Source organism: Pseudomonas morbosilactucae (genome assembly GCF_023241665.1).
GTDB lineage: Bacteria > Pseudomonadota > Gammaproteobacteria > Pseudomonadales > Pseudomonadaceae > Aquipseudomonas > Aquipseudomonas morbosilactucae.
The window spans coordinates 59,020-78,984 of the sequence record NZ_JALQCX010000034.1 but is presented as its reverse complement, the minus strand read 5'-3'; the positions used below and the strand labels follow the sequence as shown (position 1 = coordinate 78,984).

Annotated in this window: 16 protein-coding genes and 1 pseudogene; 12 read left to right on the top strand and 5 right to left on the bottom strand. The window is 63.0% G+C overall.

Going from position 1 to position 19,965, the window contains the following annotated elements; translation table 11 throughout:
- Nucleotides 1-342: 342 nt before the first annotated feature.
- From M1B35_RS19070 to M1B35_RS19020, 11 genes and pseudogenes are all read left to right on the top strand, one after another.
- Entirely contained in the window at nucleotides 343-1,251 is a 909-nt protein-coding gene (locus M1B35_RS19070) for a sugar ABC transporter substrate-binding protein (RefSeq protein ID WP_123327480.1), read from the top strand.
- Nucleotides 1,252-1,331: 80 nt separating this feature from the next.
- On the top strand, nucleotides 1,332-1,793 hold the full coding sequence (locus M1B35_RS19065) for an Lrp/AsnC family transcriptional regulator (RefSeq protein WP_268262771.1): 462 nt from the start codon (nucleotides 1,332-1,334) through the stop codon (nucleotides 1,791-1,793).
- Nucleotides 1,794-1,969: 176 nt separating this feature from the next.
- Nucleotides 1,970-3,652 carry a flavin monoamine oxidase family protein gene (locus M1B35_RS19060; RefSeq protein ID WP_268262770.1) on the top strand — a complete coding sequence of 561 codons (1,683 nt, stop codon included), beginning with the start codon at nucleotides 1,970-1,972 and terminating at the stop codon, nucleotides 3,650-3,652.
- A gap of 76 nt (nucleotides 3,653-3,728) precedes the next feature.
- Entirely contained in the window at nucleotides 3,729-4,523 is a 795-nt protein-coding gene (locus M1B35_RS19055; RefSeq protein WP_123327483.1) for a carbon-nitrogen hydrolase family protein, read from the top strand.
- Between the two features lie 49 nt (nucleotides 4,524-4,572).
- On the top strand, nucleotides 4,573-7,065 hold the full coding sequence (gene pqqF, locus M1B35_RS19050) for a pyrroloquinoline quinone biosynthesis protein PqqF (RefSeq protein WP_268262769.1): 2,493 nt from the start codon (nucleotides 4,573-4,575) through the stop codon (nucleotides 7,063-7,065).
- Between the two features lie 136 nt (nucleotides 7,066-7,201).
- A complete protein-coding gene (pqqA, locus tag M1B35_RS19045; RefSeq protein WP_009045898.1) occupies nucleotides 7,202-7,276 on the top strand; it encodes a pyrroloquinoline quinone precursor peptide PqqA in 75 nt (24 codons plus the stop codon).
- A gap of 99 nt (nucleotides 7,277-7,375) precedes the next feature.
- Nucleotides 7,376-8,287: a pyrroloquinoline quinone biosynthesis protein PqqB gene (pqqB, locus tag M1B35_RS19040; RefSeq protein ID WP_123327484.1), complete on the top strand. Its 912-nt coding sequence runs from the start codon at nucleotides 7,376-7,378 to the stop codon at nucleotides 8,285-8,287.
- Nucleotides 8,288-8,393: 106 nt separating this feature from the next.
- Entirely contained in the window at nucleotides 8,394-9,146 is a 753-nt protein-coding gene (gene pqqC / locus M1B35_RS19035) for a pyrroloquinoline-quinone synthase PqqC (protein WP_123327485.1), read from the top strand.
- The gene (gene pqqD, locus M1B35_RS19030) at nucleotides 9,143-9,418 is read left to right on the top strand and encodes a pyrroloquinoline quinone biosynthesis peptide chaperone PqqD (RefSeq protein ID WP_268262768.1); all 276 of its coding nucleotides are present in this window, start codon (nucleotides 9,143-9,145) and stop codon (nucleotides 9,416-9,418) included. The genes pqqC and pqqD overlap by 4 nt, the downstream gene beginning before the upstream one ends.
- Nucleotides 9,390-10,558, top strand: a pseudogene (pqqE, locus tag M1B35_RS19025) (pyrroloquinoline quinone biosynthesis protein PqqE). Before pqqD ends, pqqE begins: the two are co-directional and overlap by 29 nt.
- A complete protein-coding gene (locus tag M1B35_RS19020; RefSeq protein ID WP_268262767.1) occupies nucleotides 10,524-12,356 on the top strand; it encodes a S9 family peptidase in 1,833 nt (610 codons plus the stop codon). The pseudogene pqqE and the gene M1B35_RS19020 overlap by 35 nt, the downstream one beginning before the upstream one ends.
- Before the next feature lie 91 nt (nucleotides 12,357-12,447).
- On the opposite strand, the gene M1B35_RS19015 is transcribed toward M1B35_RS19020, so the two are convergent.
- The 3 genes from M1B35_RS19015 to M1B35_RS19005 form a co-directional block, all read right to left on the bottom strand.
- A complete protein-coding gene (locus tag M1B35_RS19015) occupies nucleotides 12,448-12,606 on the bottom strand; it encodes a YqaE/Pmp3 family membrane protein (protein ID WP_011063854.1) in 159 nt (52 codons plus the stop codon).
- A gap of 260 nt (nucleotides 12,607-12,866) precedes the next feature.
- A complete protein-coding gene (locus tag M1B35_RS19010) occupies nucleotides 12,867-14,150 on the bottom strand; it encodes an aspartate aminotransferase family protein (RefSeq protein WP_123327489.1) in 1,284 nt (427 codons plus the stop codon).
- A complete protein-coding gene (locus M1B35_RS19005) occupies nucleotides 14,147-14,845 on the bottom strand; it encodes an MOSC domain-containing protein (protein WP_268262766.1) in 699 nt (232 codons plus the stop codon). Before M1B35_RS19005 ends, M1B35_RS19010 begins: the two co-directional genes overlap by 4 nt.
- 102 nt (nucleotides 14,846-14,947) lie before the next feature.
- Here M1B35_RS19005 and M1B35_RS19000 point away from each other — a divergent pair, with 102 nt between their 5' ends.
- A complete protein-coding gene (locus M1B35_RS19000; protein WP_123327491.1) occupies nucleotides 14,948-15,877 on the top strand; it encodes a LysR family transcriptional regulator in 930 nt (309 codons plus the stop codon).
- Nucleotides 15,878-16,115: 238 nt separating this feature from the next.
- Here the strand turns inward: M1B35_RS19000 and M1B35_RS18995 are convergent, their stop codons facing one another.
- Together M1B35_RS18995 and M1B35_RS18990 are read right to left on the bottom strand one after the other, a co-directional pair.
- Nucleotides 16,116-17,894 (bottom strand): acyl-CoA dehydrogenase C-terminal domain-containing protein, encoded by a 1,779-nt coding sequence (locus M1B35_RS18995; RefSeq protein ID WP_268262765.1) that lies wholly within the window; start codon nucleotides 17,892-17,894, stop codon nucleotides 16,116-16,118.
- Between the two features lie 191 nt (nucleotides 17,895-18,085).
- Entirely contained in the window at nucleotides 18,086-19,882 is a 1,797-nt protein-coding gene (locus M1B35_RS18990; protein ID WP_268262764.1) for an acyl-CoA dehydrogenase C-terminal domain-containing protein, read from the bottom strand.
- Nucleotides 19,883-19,965: the final 83 nt, after the last annotated feature.

Here is a 19,965-nt window from a genome sequence, read left to right as displayed (position 1 = left end):
CAAGTCCGTGTGGGCCCACCAACTCCAAAGCCGCGCATTGCGCGGCTTTTTTGCGCCTGGCGTCACGCCGTTCAACCCCACGCGGCCAGACAAGCAATCCCCGCCAACAGCAACGCCCACCACTTACCCCCGCCTGCTGAATCCACGCCAGTTCATTTCGTCTCCTGACTATCGATGCGCGCCACTCAACGTCATCTGCTGGCATCGAGACAGCAGAGGCTGCACCGCCTGAAAACAATAAATTCCACCAATTATTGATATGGAAAATATATTCCAATAATCTGCATGCCAGAACCTCATTCTTCCCGATCTGCCTTCCAACAATAAAAAGGATTACCCGTTATGAGGCGTTTCCTCGGCTGTCTCTGTGCACTGCTGCTGTCTGTTTCCGCCCACGCCGAACTGCGCATCGGTGTCACGGTGGGCCAGTACGACAACTACATTTCCTACCTGGTCAAAGCCATGCAGGACCGGGCCAAGCAGGTTCCTGGAGGGGTGACGCTGCAAGTCGAGGATTCCGCCAGCGATGTGGTACGCCAGTTGAGCCAGGTGGAGAGCTTTATCAGCCAGAAGGTCGACGCCATCATCGTCAACCCAGCGGACACCGCAGCCACCCGCAAGATCAGCGAGAAGGTCATCGCCGCCGGCATCCCCCTGGTGTACATGAACAGCCGGCCGGAAGTGGACAACCTGCCGCCCGGGGTGGTGTTCGTCGGCACGGATGAACGCGCCATCGGCCGTATGCAGATGCAGTACCTGGCCGAGAAAATGGGCGGCAAAGGCAACCTGGCGGTGATTCTCGGGCGCCTGGCCCACAGCGATACCGGCAAGCGCACCAATGGGGTCAAGGATGTATTGGCGCAGTACCCGGGGATCAAGATCGTCGAAGAGCAATCCGGCGACTGGCAGCGGGAAAAAGGCATGGACTTGATGAACGAGTGGCTGACCAAGGGCCAGACCATCAATGCCGTGGCCTCCAATAACGACGAAATGGGCATCGGTGCCGCCATGGCTCTGCGCCAGGCCGGGCGCGATGACATTCTGGTGGGCGGTATCGACGGCACCCCGGACGGGCTGCTTGCCTTGAAAAAAGGCCAACTGAGCGTCAGCGTGTTCCGCGACCCGGTGGCCATCGGCGCCGGCTCCCTAGACGCGGCGGTGAAGCTGGTCAACCACGAAGCCCTGCAAGGCGACCTTTGGGTCCCGACCCAACTGGTCACCCCGGAAAACTACGCACAATTCCAACACTGATCGACCCGCGCCCACAGCGCGCATCGGGCCGGGCGAGGCTGTAACATGCTCGCTCCCCGATGCCCGCGCCGGAGCACCCTTTGCCTGACAGCCGCCCCCCCGTCCTTGATGAAATCGACCGCCAGTTGATTGCCGCCCTACAGATCAACGCCCGCGAAAGCGTGGCCATGCTCGCTCGGCAACTGGGGATTGCCCGCACCACCGTAACCTCGCGCCTGGCCCGCCTGGAGAAAACCCGGGTCATCACGGGTTACGGCGTACGCCTGGGCCAGCGCATCATCGACGGCGGCCTGCAGGCCTATGTCGGGATCAAGGTGCAGCCACGTTCAGGCAAGGAGGTGGTGCGCCGCCTGAGCGCCATGGCCCAGGTGCAGCAGCTGTGTGCGGTCAGCGGCGAGTTCGACTATGTGGCCTGGTTGCGCAGCGACTCCCCCGAGCAACTGGACCAGTTGCTGGATCAGATTGGCAGTGTCGACGGTGTGGATAAAACCACCACCTCGATCATCCTCAGCAACAAAATCGACCGCGGCCACCCGGTTTAGCCCGGCGCTTACTCGTGAACAACTACGTCAATATGAATCAATATTTCGTCACTTTGCCTAATAACAATTCATATCGACGACAGTTTGCGTCTTATTAACGTCTTCTACGCTCTCTAAAATGGCTGCCATCTTTTCCTATACTCAGCACTCTGCTGGGCCGCCAGCCAAGGTCAGCCATGAACAAGAACAACCGCCACCCTGCCGACGGAAAAAAGCCGATCACCATTTTCGGCCCGGACTTTCCTTTCGCCTTCGATGACTGGATCGAGCATCCCGCCGGCCTGGGCAGCATTCCACCGGCCAACCATGGCGCCGAGGTGGCCATCGTCGGCGCCGGTATCGCCGGGCTGGTCGCCGCTTACGAGCTGATGAAGCTGGGCTTGAAGCCAGTGATTTATGAAGCCTCGAAGATGGGCGGCCGCCTGCGCTCCCAGAGCTTCGAAGGCGCCGAAGGCATCATCGCCGAGCTGGGTGGCATGCGCTTCCCCGTCTCGTCCACGGCCTTCTACCACTACGTGGACAAGCTGGGCCTGGAAACCAAGCCCTTCCCCAACCCGCTGACCCCGGCCTCGGGCAGCACCGTGATCGACCTGGAAGGCCAGACCCACTACGCACAAAAGCTCTCCGATCTGCCGGCGCTGTTCCAGGAAGTCGCCGACGCCTGGGCCGATGCCCTGGAAGACGGCTCACGCTTTGGCGACATCCAGCAGGCGATCCGCGACCGCGACGTGCCACGCCTCAAGGAGCTGTGGAACACCCTGGTTCCGCTCTGGGACGACCGCACCTTCTATGACTTTGTCGCCACTTCCAAGGCCTTCGCCAAGCTGTCTTTCCACCATCGCGAAGTGTTCGGCCAAGTAGGCTTCGGCACCGGCGGCTGGGACTCGGACTTCCCCAACTCCATGCTGGAAATCTTCCGCGTAGTGATGACCAACTGCGACGACCACCAGCACCTGGTAGTCGGCGGCGTGGCCCAGGTGCCCATGGGCATCTGGCGCCACGTGCCCGAGCGCTGCGCCCACTGGCCGGCCGGCACCAGCCTCAGTTCCTTGCACAACGGCGCGCCACGCACCGGGGTCAAGCGCATCGCCCGCGCCGCCGATGGTCGCTTCAGCGTCACCGACAACTGGGGCGACACCCGGGAATACGCCGCGGTGCTGACCACCTGCCAGAGCTGGCTGCTGACCACTCAGATCGAGTGCGAAGAGTCGTTGTTCTCGCAAAAGATGTGGATGGCCCTGGACCGCACCCGCTACATGCAGTCGTCGAAAACCTTTGTCATGGTCGACCGGCCGTTCTGGAAGGACAAAGACCCGGAAACCGGGCGCGACCTGATGAGCATGACCCTCACCGATCGCCTGACCCGCGGCACCTACCTGTTCGACAACGGCGACGACCAGCCGGGGGTGATCTGCCTCTCCTACTCATGGATGAGCGACGCCCTGAAGATGCTGCCGCAACCGGTGGAGAAGCGGGTCAAGCTGGCCCTCGACGCCCTGAAGAAGATCTACCCGAAGGTGGACATCGCCAGCCGCATCATCGGCGACCCGATCACCGTGTCCTGGGAGGCCGACCCGCACTTCCTCGGTGCCTTCAAAGGCGCCCTGCCCGGCCACTACCGCTACAACCAGCGGATGTACGCGCACTTCATGCAGGACGAGATGCCCGCCGAACACCGTGGGATCTTTATCGCCGGCGACGACGTGTCCTGGACCCCGGCCTGGGTCGAAGGCGCGGTGCAGACCTCGCTGAACGCCGTCTGGGGCATCATGAAACACTTTGGCGGCGCCACCCATGCCGCCAACCCGGGCCCGGGCGACGTGTTCCACGAGATCGGCCCCATCGCCCTGGCGGACTGACCCCGGCGCCCACCGCTAGCCGCTGCCTCGGGTGGCGGCTACAGTGGTCGCTGGCTATTTAACAGGAGTCATCGTCATGCGCGTCGCGCTCTATCAATGTGCCCCGCAGCCCCTGGATGTCGCTGGCAACCTGCTGCGCCTGCAACAGGTGGCGATGGAAGCCACGGACGCCGACCTGCTGGTGCTGCCGGAGATGTTTCTCAGCGGCTACAACATTGGCCCGGAAGCCGTCGGCGCCCTGGCCGAAGCCCAGGACGGCCCATCGGCCCAGCGCATTGCCGGCATCGCCCAGGCAGCGGGCCTGGCCATTCTGTATGGCTACCCGGAGCGCGCCGACGACGGGCAGATCTACAACGCCGTGCAGTTGATCGACGCCCAGGGCCGGCAGTTATGCAATTACCGCAAGACCCATCTATTCGGCGACCTCGACCACGCGATGTTCAGCGCCGGGGCGGACGAGTTCCCACTGGTGGAGTTGAACGGCTGGATGCTCGGCTTCCTGATTTGCTACGACATCGAGTTCCCGGAGAACGCCCGACGCCTGGCCCTGGCCGGTGCCGAACTGATCCTGGTGCCCACCGCCAACATGACTCCTTACGACTTCGTTGCCGATGTCACCGTGCGTTCCCGCGCCTTTGAAAACCAGTGCTATGTGGCCTACGCCAACTACTGCGGCCATGAGGAAGACATCCATTACTGTGGGCAAAGCAGCATTGCCGCTCCGGATGGCAGCCGCATCGCCCTGGCCGGCCTCGACGAAGCCCTGATCAGCGGCACCCTGGACCGGCAATTGATGCTCGACTCCCGCGCCATCAACCGCTATTTCCATGACCGACGCCCCGAGCTTTATGACGATCTGAACAAGCGCTGATCCCAACTTATCCGCTAGCATGAGCGCTTCTAATGTTGTGGAAGTGCTCATGCCCGCGCCGAATCACCCTCGCCCCTCCTGTTCGACCCTGGCCAACGGCCTGCGGGTGTCACTGCGTCACGCGCCCCACCTGAAACGCTGCGCCGCCGCCTTGCGGGTGGCCGCGGGCAGTCATGACGCGCCATTGGCCTGGCCGGGGCTGGCGCACTTTCTTGAACACCTGTTTTTTCTCGGCAGCGAGCGCTTCAGCGAGCAAGACGGTTTGATGGCCTATGTCCAGGCGCAAGGTGGGCAGGTCAACGCCAGCACCCGCGAACGCACCACCGACTTTTTCTTTGAGCTGCCGCCCACGGCCTTTGCCGGAGGGCTGGAACGCCTGTGTGACATGCTCGCCCATCCGCGCATGGACAAGCAGGATCAGTTGCGTGAACGGGAAGTCCTGCACGCAGAATTTATCGCCTGGTCCCGGGACGCCGCCGCACAGCGTCAAGCGGCGGTGCTCGAGGGCGTATCCGCCAACCATCCCCTGCGGGCCTTCCACGCCGGCAATCGCTACAGCCTGAGCGTGCCCAACCCGGCCTTTCAGCAGGCGCTGGAAGCCTTCTACCGCGCCTACTATCACACCGGGCAAATGACCCTGAGCCTGGCCGGCCCGCAATCCCTGGAAGAACTGCAGGCCCTGGCCGAACAGTTCGGCGGCGCTTTCGCCAGCGGTCAAACCGTTGGGCAAAGCCCGGCACCGAGCTTGCTGCCCGGCGGGCCGGGGATCTCGTCACAACTTCGCGGCCGGCGCCTGGACCTGCTGTTGGCCGGCGAAGACTTGCCCAGCGCCAGCCCGGCGCCCCTGGAGTTTCTCTGCACCTGGCTGCAATCGAGCAAACCTGGCGGTCTAGTGGCCGAACTCAAGCAACGTCGATTGATCGATGGGCTGCAAGCCACGCCGCTGTATCAGTTCGCCGGCCAGGCCCTGCTGCACCTGGAGTTCAGCCTCAGCGCCGAGGGCGTGCAACAACAGTCGCTGATTGGCCAGCAACTGGAAGATTGGCTGGCCTTCTTCAGCGCCCAGGCCGAATGGGCCGATTTACGCGAAGAGTTTGCCCTGTTGCAGCAACGCCAACATCAGGTGGCTGGGGCCCTGGAGCTGGCTCGCCTGGACAGCCGGCAACGGGAGTGGCACCTGACGGATGCAGACGTCAGCGCCCTCAAAGCGCTGCTGGAACAACTGCGCCCCGTGGCGCTGGATAAACCCATCGGCGAGTGGCAACTCCCGGCCGCCAACCCCTTCCTGCGCTCCGCCGCGCCAGCGCGTAGCGCCGGCTTGATCCGCGGCCAGACCAGCGCCCACCGCGGGCTGCGCACTTTTGCCCAGGATCGCTCCCGGGGCCGCCGCGAGGCCTCGCCGCTGCTGTTCAGCCAGGAGGTGGCCGCTGACACCGGTTCTGCGGTGATCTACCTCCGGTGGCAACTGAACAGCACGGTTCCCCAAGACCTGCTGCCCAAGCTGCAACAGCACCTGGAGGAGCTGCAGGGCGATGCACGCCAAGCCGGGGTGGACCTGTCGCTGAACAACGCCGGCCGGCACTGGATTCTGAAGCTGGCTGGGCTGCATGAGCCGCTGCCGGCGATCCTGCAACAGGCCCTGAAAACCCTGAGCCAACCTGCTGACGCGTTCTGGTTGAGCGAGCAGGCGCGGGTCGACGAACCGGCCCCAATGCCAATCCGCCAATTGCTCAAGGTGCTCGCCGAAGGCAGCCCCGCCGCCACGCCAACACCCGCACTGGAGCACGCCCAACAGTTGCAGGACTTCTGGGCCGGCACCCAATGGGACGGCCTCGCCGTGGGCGTACCCAGCAGCCTGCAGCCCGCGCTCAGTGCGGCGCTGAGCCAGATACCCGGCACCGCCAACCCGGGGCAACCGGCCACACTCGACACACCGACAGCCCTGCATCGCTGGCGTGAAGTGCCTACCGGCTCCAGCGAACAGGCGGTGCTGCTGTTCTGCCCTGTGCCTTCATCTTCAATCACCGATGAAGCCGCCTGGCGCCTGCTGGCGCAGTGCTGCCAGACGCCGTTCTACCAGCGCCTGCGGGTGGAGCTGCAATTGGGTTATGGCGTGTTCAGTGGGGTCCGCCAGATCAACGGCCAGACCGGTTTGTTGTTCGGCGTGCAGTCGCCCCACGCCAGCGTGGCCGAAATTCTCGGGCACATCGAAGTCTTCCTCCAGCAACTGCCGGAGCGGATCAGCCAGACCGACGACGCGAGCCTGAGCCAACAGCAGCAAAACCTGGCGAGCCAATTCGATGCCGCCGAGCTGCCGCTGATCCAGGCCGCAGAGCTGCTCTGGCAGGGTCGGCTGGCCGGTCATCCGTCGGATTACCTGGCGCACTTGCAGACGGCGATCAGCACCTTGCCACGCCCCGAACTGCTGGCCCAGGCCCAACGCCTGTACCAGGCCCAAGGTGGCGGGTATTGCCTGGCCAGCGCGGCCTGCCCGGGCTCACCCAGGCAAGACGCAGGTGGATCATTACCGACGCTGCAATGAGCTTTCTTCAATAATTACAGGCAAGCGCCAACTGAATCTTAGTAAGATAGCCCCCTAAGCATCTGAACATCTCCGGCCGGAGGTGGACTATATGTATAGAGAGCACCCGTCCTACCCACCTGAAAGGAGCACTTTTATGTCCTGGTCCAAACCTGCTTACACCGACCTGCGTATCGGCTTCGAAGTCACCATGTACTTCGCCAGCCGCTGATTGCCGGCTCAGGGCCACCGCCCCGAGACAGCAAGCGCAGTGCAACGCCTCGGTTCGCCGGGGCGTTTTTATTTCCAGTTGCAACCTGATGGAGCACTCATGTTCGTCCAGATTCTAGGGTCCGCCGCCGGCGGCGGTTTTCCGCAGTGGAACTGCAATTGCGCAAACTGCGCGGGTTTTCGCGACGGCAGCCTGCGGGCCCACGCGCGCACTCAATCGTCCATCGCGATTTCCGATGACGGTGTGAACTGGGTGCTGTGCAACGCCTCGCCGGACATCCGCGCCCAACTCCAGGGCTTTGCCCCGATGCAGCCGGGCCGTGCCCTGCGCGACACAGGGATCAGCGCGATCATTCTCATGGACAGCCAGATCGACCACACCACCGGCCTGCTCAGCCTGCGCGAAGGCTGCCCGCACCAGGTCTGGTGCACCGACATGGTCCATGAAGACCTGAGCACCGGCTTCCCGCTGTTCACCATGCTCAAACACTGGAATGGCGGTTTGAGCTGGAACCGCATCGAACTGGACCAAAGCTTCAGCATCCCGGCCTGCCCCAACCTGCGTTTCACCCCGCTGCCGCTGCGCAGCGCCGCACCGCCCTATTCGCCGCACCGCTTCGACCCGCACCCGGGCGACAACATCGGCCTGATCGTCGAAGACCTGCGCACCGGCGGCACCCTCTTCTACGCCCCGGGCCTGGGCAAGGTCGACGCGCCATTGCTGGAGATCATGGCCGGCAGCGATTGCCTGCTGGTGGACGGCACCTTGTGGGATGACGATGAAATGCAGCGCCGCGGCGTCGGCACCCGCACCGGCCGGGAAATGGGCCACCTGGCGCAAAACGGCCCGGGCGGCATGCTGGAAGTCCTGGAGCAGCTGCCCACGCAGCGCAAAGTGCTGATCCACATTAACAACACCAACCCGATCCTCGACGAAGACTCGGCCGAACGTGCCGAGCTTGTACGCCGAAAGGTCGAGGTGGCCTACGACGGAATGAGTATTGAGCTGTAGGGCAAATCCCACGCAAGCTCGCGCCTACGGGTTGTAGGAGCGGGCTGGCCGGCGATGGCACCGCCACCGGCGATCGATTTCCCCAGCGGGCTCCCGGAGAACCGAAATGACTGATACACCACTGTCCCCCGCCGAGTTCGAGCAGGCACTGCGGGCCAAGGGCGCCTACTACCACATCCATCACCCCTACCACGTGGCGATGTACCAAGGCCGCGCCACCCGCGAGCAGATCCAGGGCTGGGTCGCCAACCGTTTCTATTACCAGGTGAACATTCCCCTGAAAGACGCGGCGATCCTCGCCAACTGCCCGGACCGGGAAATCCGCCGGGAGTGGATCCAGCGCCTGCTAGACCACGACGGCGCCCCCGGCGAAGACGGCGGCATCGAAGCCTGGCTGCGCCTGGGTCAGGCAGTAGGCCTGGACCCGGACCAACTGCGTTCTCAGGAGCTGGTGTTGCCCGGCGTGCGTTTCGCCGTGGACGCCTACGTCAACTTCGCCCGCCGCGCCAGTTGGCAGGAAGCCGCCAGCAGTTCCCTGACTGAGTTGTTCGCCCCGCAGATCCACCAGTCGCGCCTGGACAGCTGGCCCCAGCATTACCCGTGGATCGACCCCACCGGTTATGAATACTTCCGCACCCGCCTGGGCCAGGCCCGACGCGATGTGGAGCACGGCCTGGCCATCACCCTGGAGCACTACACCACCCGTGCCGGCCAGGACCGCATGCTGGAAATTCTCCAGTTCAAACTGGACATCCTTTGGAGCATGCTCGACGCCATGAGCATGGCCTATGAATTGAATCGACCGCCTTACCACAGCGTCACCGCACAACGGGTCTGGCACAAAGGAATCGCCTTATGAGTTTCGATCGCAACAAGACCCCGACCTGGCGCCCTGGCTACCGCTTCCAGTACGAGCCGGCGCAAAAAGGCCACGTGCTGCTGTACCCCGAAGGCATGATCAAGCTCAACGACAGCGCAGCGCTGATCGGCGGTCTGATCGACGGCCAGCGTGACGTCGCGGCGATCATTGCCGAGCTGGAGATGCAGTTCCCCGGCGTGCCCGAGCTTGGTGAGGACATCGAGCAATTCATGGAGGTCGCCCGTGCTCAGCACTGGATCGAACTTGGCTGATTCCCCGAGCCTGCCGGCCAAACCGGAAGTGGGCCTGCCGCTGTGGCTGCTGGCCGAGCTGACTTACCGCTGCCCGCTGCAATGCCCGTATTGTTCCAACCCCCTGGACTTTGCCGAACAGGGCAAGGAGCTGAGCACCGAGCAGTGGATCAAGGTGTTCCGCGAGGCCCGGGAGATGGGCGCTGCGCAGTTGGGTTTCTCCGGCGGCGAGCCCCTGGTGCGCCAGGACCTCGCCGAGCTGATCAGCGAGCCCGCCAGTTAGGCTTCTACACCAACCTGATCACCTCGGGCATCGGACTCACCGAGCAGAAAATCAGCGACTTCAAAAAAGCCGGCCTGGACCATATCCAGATCAGCTTCCAGGCCAGCGACGAACAAGTGAACAACCTGCTGGCCGGGTCGAAGAAAGCCTTCGCGCAAAAGTTGGAAATGGCCCGTGCGGTCAAGGCCCACGGCTACCCGATGGTGCTGAACTTTGTGACCCACCGGCACAACATCGACAAGATCGACCGCATCATCGAACTGTGCATCGCCCTGGAAGCGGACTTCGTAGAACTTGCCACCTGCCAGTTCTATGGCTGGGCCCAGCTCAACCGTGTGGGGCTGCTGCCGACCAAGGAGCAACTGGTGAGGGCCGAGCGCATCACCAACGAGTACCGCGCCAAACTGGAAGCGCAGGGGCACCCTTGCAAGCTGATTTTCGTCACCCCGGATTACTACGAGGAGCGTCCCAAGGCCTGCATGAACGGCTGGGGCAGCATTTTCCTCACCGTGACCCCGGACGGCACCGCTCTGCCCTGCCACGGCGCGCGGCAAATGCCGGTGCAATTCCCCAATGTGCGCGACCACAGCATGCAGCACATCTGGTACGACTCCTTCGGTTTCAACCGCTTCCGCGGCTACGACTGGATGCCCGAGCCCTGCCGTTCCTGCGATGAAAAGGAGAAGGACTTCGGCGGCTGCCGCTGCCAGGCCTTTATGCTCACGGGCGATGCCAGCAATGCCGACCCGGTGTGCAGCAAGTCAGAGCACCACGGCATGATCCTCAACGCTCGGGAAGAAGCCGAGCACGCCACCCAGACCATCGAACAACTGGCCTTCCGCAATGAACGAAACTCCCGCCTCATCGCCAAAGGCTGACCTCTTCAGCGCCGACAAGGCCGTGGCCGCCGGTATCGACTTCGCCGAGCTGCGCGTCGGCGCCCAGGGCTTGTTCTGGAATGAATACCGCCCCGCCGACGCCGCCTGCCGCATCTGGCACTGGCATGAACAACAGGCCCGCTGTCTGACGCCCCAAGGCTTCAGTGTGCGCAGCCGGGTCTACGAATACGGTGGCGGTGCCTTCTGCCTCAGCGACGAGGGCGTGGTGTTCGTCAACGAGGCAGACCAGCAGCTGTACCGCCAGTCCCTGCAAGGCGAAACACCCAGCGCCCTGACCCACGGCGAGTGCCGCTACGGCGATCTGCAGTACGCCAATGGCCAGGTACTGGCCGTGGAAGAGCACCTCGATCGGCACCGGCTGGTGAGCATTGCCCTACAGGATGGCGAACGCACCGTGCTGGTCGAAGGCGCGGACTTCTATGCCGCGCCCACCTTAAGCAGCGACGGCCAGCGCCTGGCGTGGATCGAGTGGGACCGCCCCCATCAACCCTGGACAGCCACGCGGCTGATGGTGACCGACTCCTTGGCCCCCGGCCGCTGGAGCCCCCCTCGTTGCGTGGCCGGCGATGCGTTCGAAGAGTCATTGCAGCAACCGCGCTTTGACCCGCAGGGGCGCCTGTGCTGCCTGAGCGATCGCGGTGGCTTCTGGCAGCCCTGGGCTGAGTCCCCGGCGGGCTTGCAAGCGTTGCCCTGCGCGCCTGCCGACCATGCCCCGGCACCTTGGCAATTGGGCGGTGGCACCTGGCTGCCCCTGGGCGGTCAGGCCTGGCTCGGGACCTGGACTGAAGACGGTTTCGGGCGCCTGGGCTGGCACCTTGAGGACGGTTCCAGCGCCACCTGCGGCGAGGAGTACAGCCGATTCCGTAACCTGGCCGTGGATGAGCATCACCTGTATTGCATTGCCGCGTCGCCGGTCAGCCCATCTGCGGTGATCGCCATTGCCCGTGACACTCACCAGGTACACATCCTTGCAGGCGGCGTGGCCCCCCTGCCCGCCGCACAGATCAGTCGCCCGCAAACCCTGCGTTACCCCTCAGGCCCCGAGGAGGCCCACGGCTTCTTCTACCCGGCCATGGGCCAGGCCAGCAAACCGCCGCTGGTGGTGTTTATCCACGGCGGCCCGACATCGGCCTGCTACCCGATCCTCGACCCCAGGATTCAATACTGGACCCAGCGCGGTTTTGCCGTCGCCGACCTCAACTATCGCGGCAGCACCGGCTATGGGCGCGCCTATCGGCAAGCCCTGCACCTGGCCTGGGGCGAAGCGGATGTGCAAGACGCCTGTGCGGTGGTCGAGTACCTGGCCCGCCAAGGCCTGGTGGACGGCGAGCGGGCATTTATCCGCGGCGGCAGCGCCGGCGGCTACACCACGCTTTGCGCGCTGGCCTTCGCCAAGGTGTTCCGCGCCGGCGCCAGCCTGTACGGGGTCAGCGATCCCGTGGCACTGGGCCGGGCCACCCATAAGTTCGAAGGCGATTACCTGGACTGGTTGATTGGCGACCCCGAGCGGGATGCCGAACGCTACCGGGCGCGCACGCCGTTGCTGCATGCGGGGAATATCCAAGTGCCGGTGATTTTCTTCCAGGGCGAACTCGACGCGGTGGTCGTACCCCAGCAAACCCGCGACATGCTCAAGGCCCTGCAAGACCGAGGCATTGCCGCGCAAGCTCATTACTACCCCGATGAACGCCACGGCTTTCGCAAAGCCCACAACCAGGCACACGCCTTGGAGCAGGAGTGGCGCTTCTATCAACAGGTGATGACATCGGGGGACTGAAGGGGGGATTGAAAAGGCTGTTGCTCAAGGGCCATGCCAGCGCCCTTGAGCACCTGCCCACGCAATGAAAGCGCAGGCAGGCTCGTCATTGTCAGCGTTTGGCGATGATATAGACCGCGTGCACAATGCCGGGGATGTAGCCGCACAGGGTCAGCAGGATATTCAGCCAAAACGCGCCGCCGAAGCCCACCTGCAGGAACACGCCCAGTGGTGGCAACAAAATAGCGAAGATGATGCGAATCAAGTCCATGGGGCAGCTCCAGATAAAAGAGGGCTCTCATAAGCCTCACTCCTAATCGACCGACGGCGTGCACCAGGGTTCACTCGACTTTTGCGCGCCATTGTTGACCTGATGTGTCCTTGGGCTGCGGTTCAGGAAACATCGCGCTGCGCCAGAATCAGCAGACAAAAAAACGCCCCGTGCGAAAAATCGGACACGGGGCGATGCGTTATACCGCGAGACGGTTCTTGTGTTCAGTCGAGGTCAATCAAGGCGGTAATCGGGCCTCATCAGACCGCCAGCCCTTTACGGCACTGCAACTGCGCCGTGCGTACCCGGGAAAATGCCCGGGCCAGGCGCAGCAGCATTTCGTCGATATTGGCTTTGCTGACGGTCAAGGCAGGGGTCAGGCGCAGGCAATTGGCTTGCGGCGCATTGAGCAGCAGACCCTCAGAGCGAGCAGCGTTGACTACGGCTTGGGCGGAGTCGTCGGCTAGGGTCAGGCCCCACAACAGCCCTTGCCCGCGCACTTCGCCGTGGGCATAGCGCTGAGCGAGGCGCGCCAGCCCTGCGCCCAGGTGCTGCCCGGCCGCGCGCACCTGTTCCAGAAAGCCGTGCTCCTGGACCGCGTTGAGCACTGCCAGCCCAGCCGAAGTCATCAAGGCATTGCCGTGATGCGTGCCATCCAGTTCACCGACGTCGAAACAGCAGGCCGTGCCCCGGGCCAGCAAGGCCGCCAGCGGCACACCGCCACCCAGGCCCTTGCCCAGGATGACGATATCGCCACGAATACCGTACGACTGCTCCGCAAGCAGGTGAGCACAACGCCCAATACCGGTCTGGACCTCGTCGAGGATCAGCAAGATGCCCAACTCGCGGCACAAACGCTCGACGCCCTTGAGGTAGTGCTCGGTCGCAGGGATCACCCCGGCCTCACTCTGGATCGGCTCCAGCATGATCGCCACCGTCTGCGCATCCACCGCCGCGTGCAGGGCCGGCAAGTCGTTGAACGGCACCTGGCTGAAGCCCGGCAGCTGTGGCTCGAAACGATTGCCAAGGCTGACGCTGCCCGAGGCCGACATGGCGGCAAAACTGCGCCCGTGGCAACTGTTGCTGGCGGTGATAATTCCAGAGGCCCCGCCCCGGTGGCATTGCCCCCATTTGCGCGCCAGCTTGACCGCCGCTTCGCAGGCTTCACTGCCACTGCCGAGCAGGTACGCCTGGTCACTGCCGGTGGCCTTGCACAGCCCTTCCGCCAGTTTGAGCATGCCGCGGTTGTAAAAGGCCGAACCGGGGTTGATCAGGGATTGAGCCTGCGCCGTCAGCGCCTGGACCAGCACCGAAGGGCTGTGGCCCAGGCTGTTGGCCCCGCCGCCCTGGGTGAAGTCGAGGTAAGCGCGGTCGTCCTGGTCCCACAGCCAGGAGCCCTGGCCTCGGACGAACAGTGGAAGGGGGCGCTGCACACTGGGCATCAGGCACTCATTGGAAAAGTCATCGCCCAACGACGACGGATAGGGCTCGACAGCCAGGTCGTCAAGGCTAGGCGGGGTACGCCGCAGACTGAACAGATTCATGCCCGCAGTCCCTCCAGCGGCAGCCCCTGTAACCGTGACGACCAGTCTTCCACACGCCCGCTGCGCATCCGTTTGATCGCAATATCGCGCCAACGAGAGGACAGCGCCGGGCAGTCCACCAGTTTTCTCAACCCGGTCTGCTCCAATGGCTCCTGGTAAAAACAGCGCAAGGCCCAGGCCACCGTCAGCCCGGGGTAGCTGCGTTGGATCAGCTCGAACGGCTCTTCGGCGCAGACAAACCCCGGCTTGAGTACGCGATAAAACCAGCCGCAGCGCCCATTGTCCTGGGCTTGTTGCGGCAGGTTGGGCAGCCCCCAGTGATGACTCAGGCGATAACAGGGCGAGCGCGGCTGACTGATCTGCAGCAAGGCGCCGCCCCAGCGAAACAGGTCGCCGAGGCACACCTGTTCTTCAGTCAATCCATGGGTGGAGAGGTTTTCGCCGAACGCCGGCGCACGCCAGTCAATCTGCGGATAACGCTTGCGCCAATGGGCGTAGTGTTCGGCCGGGTAGTGATGCAGCGCCCGCTCGGGGCCGGTGTGAAAGCGCGGATCACCGTGCTCATCGCTGCCCAGGCCCTGTGGCCACAACCAGAGTCGATTGGCAACCCTGCGCTTATCGGTATCGCTGATCAAACCCTGCCCGAGATTTTTTGCCTTGCCTATGTAAACGCCATCCACGTAAACGGTGTTCATCGCGCTCTATGGCCCTGTAAGCCCTGTGAATAGGCGCTAGACTAGGCGCGCGTGGGGCTTCGGGCCATTTCGATTTTCCAGCTTTTTTGATAAGTAGAACTTATGGATTTCAAGCAACTGCGTTATTTCGTCGCGGTCTACGAAGAAGGCCATGTGGGGCGTGCTGCAGAGCGCCTGTCGATCTCCCAACCCGCGCTCTCGCAGCAGATCCGCCAGTTGGAATTGAACCTCGACGTCAGCCTGTTCGAACGCAGCAGTAAACGCCTGCTGCCGACCCTGGCGGCGCACACCTTGTACAACCACGCACTGCCCCTGCTCGACGGCTTACAGCAAGCCCGCGAAGCCTTGCGCAACTTCAAGGGCCAGGCCTTGCGAACCCTGGCCATTGGGGTGCTGCAGACGGTGCACACCAGCCTGGTGCCGCAAATGCTCGAGCGCGTGCGCAAGGCCCAGCCCCACCTGGTGGTTCAGATCTATGAATTGACCGGCCTGGAAATCGAACGCCGGCTGCTCAATGGCTCACTGGACATCGGCATCAGCTACTTGCCACCGCGCCAGCCGGGCTTGCACGGCGTGGCCTTGTACGAAGATGAGTTGACCCTGGTCATCCCGGCGGACCACCCGCTGCGCGAATTCAAGAAGGTTTCCATGAGCCAGGCCGCGGAATTGCCGATGCTGTTGCTCGGCGAGGAATTCCAGGTGCGGCAGATCTGGCAGGCGCAACTGGCCAATCTGGGACGGCGGCCACACGTCCAGGCAGAACTCAACAATATGGCGGGGATTCTCGACAGCCTGCCTCACACGCACTTGGCAACAGTACTGCCCGGTCGCTCGCGACAGGAACACAGCCATCAGGCACTGCTCTGGAAACCCCTGAGTGAACCACGGGTGCCGCTGAAGGTAGGCCTGGTCTGTCGTGATGTGCAGCGTCAGCAGGGAACCCTGGAGTTACTGCGTACGTTGCTGGAAGACGTGATGAACGGCCCGGAGGGACGAGGTGGCGTTGCCGGAGCCCTGGAAGGGACTCATTGAAGACCCGAAAATAAAAAACCCGGGCAAAAGAAAACCCCGCCGAAGCGGGGTTTTGCAGACTGTTTCCCTGACATCCATTTCACTCCGCCATCCTGGCAGAATCCTACGTGTCCCTGTTGTTACTTTTGCGCTTCCTGCGCGACGTCCATGAGCAGTAGATTATCCTTGGATCCAATTTTCTAAAAGGCGTAAACAGCAGCACGCAATGTAAGAGATTGCTTACATTGCGTGCCCGCCGTCAGAACTGCGCAGCGTCCAGTAAAAACAGCGAATCGCTACCGGCCTTGACCGAGGCGCTCAACGAATGGATACGAGGCAGTAGGCGCGCAAAGTAGAAGCGTGCGGTGCCCAACTTGCTGGCGTAGAAATCCTCCTGCGCCTCCTTGCCCAGGGCCGCCCGAGCCATCAGCGCCCACATGTAGGCATAAGCGGTGTAGCCAAAAGCCTGCAGGTATTCCACCGAGGCTGCGCCGATTTCGTTGGGGTTGCTTTGCGCCCGGTCGAGCAACCAGGCGGTCAACTCGTCAAGGTTGTCCAAGGCTGCGTCCAGTGGCCGGGTGAATTCGGCCAGGCCGGCATCGGCGGTGGCCGTGAAGTGGCGGATTTCATCCGCGAACACTTTGTAGAGCTCGCCCCCGCTACCGACGATCTTGCGGCCCACCAAGTCCAGCGCCTGGATGCCGTTGGTGCCTTCGTAAATCTGCGTGATCCGCACGTCGCGCACCAACTGCTCCTGGCCCCACTCACGAATGTAGCCATGGCCGCCAAACACCTGCTGGCCGTGGATCGTGGTTTCCAAGCCCAGATCCGTGAGGAACGCCTTGGCCACCGGAGTCAGCAGTGCCACCAGACCTTCAGCGCGCTGACGCACGCTGGCGTCTTCACTGAACTTGGCGGTGTCCAGTTGCATCGCCACGTACGTGGAAAACGCACGCCCGCCTTCGTTCGCCGCCTTCATGGTCAGCAGCATGCGCCGCACGTCGGGGTGCACGATGATCGGGTCCGCTACCTTGTCCTTGGCTTGCGGGCCGGTGGGTGAGCGGCTTTGCAAACGGTCGCGGGCGTACTCCACAGCGTTCTGGTAAGAACGCTCACCCGAGGCCAGGCCCTGAATGCCTACGCCCAGACGCTCGTAGTTCATCATGGTGAACATCGCCGCCAGCCCTTTGTTCGGCTCACCCACGATGTAACCGACGGCCTCGTCGAAGTTCATCACACAGGTCGCCGAGGCCTGGATCCCCATCTTGTGCTCGATCGAGCCGCAGCTCACCGGGTTGCGTACACCCAGGCTGCCATCGGCATTGACCATGAACTTGGGCACCAGGAACAGCGAGATCCCCTTGGGCCCGGCTGGCGCGTCCGGCAGTTTGGCCAGCACCAGGTGAATGATGTTCTCCGTCAGGTCGTGCTCGCCGCCGGTGATGAAAATCTTCGTGCCGCTGATGGTGTAGGAACCGTCCGCCTGGGGCTCGGCCTTGGTCCGGATGATCCCCAGGTCAGTCCCTGCGTGGGGTTCGGTCAGGCACATGGAGCCCGCCCAGACTCCGGCGTACATGTTCGGCAGGTACGTCTCTTTCAGCGCATCGCTGGCATGGGCGTTGATCGACAAGCAGGCGCCAGCAGTGAGCATCGGGTAGAGGCCGAACGACAGGCTAGCAGAGTTGACCATTTCCTCGACCTGGGCCGACACCGCCTTGGGCATGCCCATGCCGCCGTAGGCAGGATCACCGCCGACACCGACCCAGCCACCCTCGGCGTAAGTCTGGTAGGCCTGCGGGAAGCCTTGCGGCGTGGTAACCACACCGTCCTTCCAGTGGCAGCCTTCTTCATCTGCGCTGCGGCTCAGCGGAGCCACGCTTTTGCCCATGACCTTGCCGGCTTCCTCGAGAATCGCCTCGACGGTTTCGGCATCCACGGTGTCCGCCAAAGCAGGCAATTGGGCCCAGAGTTTGGAGACCTCGAAGACCTCATTGAGGACGAAGCGCATATCGCGCAGGGGCGCTTTGTAGTCAGCCATGGCAAACCTCGAAAGATCTAAACAAGCGGTCCACAACGGACCCATTTACGAAAAGACGAGTGTACCCGAACAACTTTTGCGACACATAGGGTCGCTTAGTGACCTTTTTGTTATTTTTAGTCACAGAGACCCTCGAGCAAGAAAAAGCCCGAATCAGATTCGGGCTCAAGGGTTTCCGGGGCGACGCTGGATCAGAGGGCAAACAACGACGCAGGGAGTTTCATCAGGCAGTCGCAACCCGCTTCGATGGCCGCCTGATGGGCGCGGGTACGGGGCAGCAAACGCTTGAAATAGAACTCGCAGGTCGCCAGCTTGCCGGCACAGTAATCGGCATCGCCCTCGCCGGCTTCCAGCTGTGCCTGGGCCTCCAGGGCCATGCGCAGCCACAGGTAGGCGAGAATGATGTAACCGCTGTACATCAGGTAATCCAGGGCTGCCGCGCCCACCTCGTCCGGGTTCTTCATGGCCGCCTTGCCAACCTGGGTGGTCAGTTCGCCCCATTGCTGGTTCAGGGTATTAAGTTGGGCCACATAGGCCTTGAGTTGCGGATGCTCGCCATGGGCCACGCAGAATTTGTGGACGATCCGGGTGAAGCCCATCAGCAGCTTACCCTGGCTACCCAGGACTTTACGCCCCAGCAAATCCAGGGCCTGAATGCCATTGGTGCCTTCGTAGATCGGCGCAATCCGGCAGTCGCGTACCAGTTGCTCCATGCCCCACTCACGGATGAAACCGTGGCCACCGAACACCTGCATGCCGTGGTTGGTCACTTCCAGCCCGGTCTCGGTCATGAATGCTTTGCAGATCGGGGTCAGGAACGCCAATAGATTCTCGGCCTCCTGGCGCTGGCCCGCATCCACCGCCAAGTGAGCGCTGTCGAGCAGCTGGGCGGTGAAATACGTCAGGGCGCGGTTGCCCTCGTTGAAGGCCTTCATGGTCAGCAACATGCGCCGTACATCGGGGTGCACGATAATCGGGTCCGCCACTTTATCCGGTGCCTTGGGGCCGGTCAGGGCGCGCATCTGCAGGCGATCGTTGGCGTACTGGATCGCCCCCTGGAAGCTCGCTTCCCCCAGACACAAGCCCTGCATCCCGGTGCCCAGGCGCGCGTGGTTCATCATGGTGAACATGCAATTCAAGCCCTTGTTGGCCTCACCAATCAGAAAGCCCGTGGCGCCATCGAAGTTCAGCACGCAAGTGGCCGAGGCCTTGATCCCCATCTTGTGTTCGATGGAGCCGCAACTGACACCATTGCGCTCGCCCGCCTCGCCCTCGGCGTTGGGCAGGAACTTGGGCACGATAAACAGCGAGATGCCTTTGGTCCCGGCCGGCGCATCCGGCAGCTTGGCCAGCACCAGGTGGATGATGTTTTCACTCAGGTCATGCTCACCGGCGGAGATGAAAATCTTGCTCCCGCTCACGGCATAGCTGCCGTCGGCCTGAGGCACGGCGCGGGTCTTGATAATGCCCAAGTCGGTGCCGCAATGGGCTTCGGTCAGGCACATGGTGCCGGTCCACTGGCCAGCGGTGAGCTTGGTGAGGTAGGTGTTTTTCTGCGCTTCGGTGCCGTGGGCGTGAATCGCCGACATGGCGCCGTGGGTCAGCCCCGGGTACATGCCCCAGGACGTGTTACTGGAGCCGACCATCTCGCTGATCACCAACCCCAAGGATTGGGGCAGGCCCTGGCCGCCATAGGCGGGATCGGCCGCCAGCCCGTGCCAGCCGCCTTCAACGTACTGCGCGAACGCCTCTTTGAAACCTTTGGGCGTGGTGACTACGCCCTTGTCGAAGTGGCAGCCTTCCTCATCACCGGAACGGTTCAACGGCGCGAGAACGTTTTCACAGAACTTCGCGCCCTCCTCGAGGATTGCGCTGACCATGTCCGGGCTGGCATCGGCCGCCCCCAGGGCCGCGTAGTGGCCGTGGAAGTCGAAGACGTGATCGATCAAAAAGCGCATGTCGCGCAGGGGAGCTTTGTACTCAGGCATGGTCATTTCTCCGGCAGCAGATTGATTAACCTACTGCCCTGTCTGCTGACCTGCCAATCACTCTCCAGACGCTGAATGCGCCG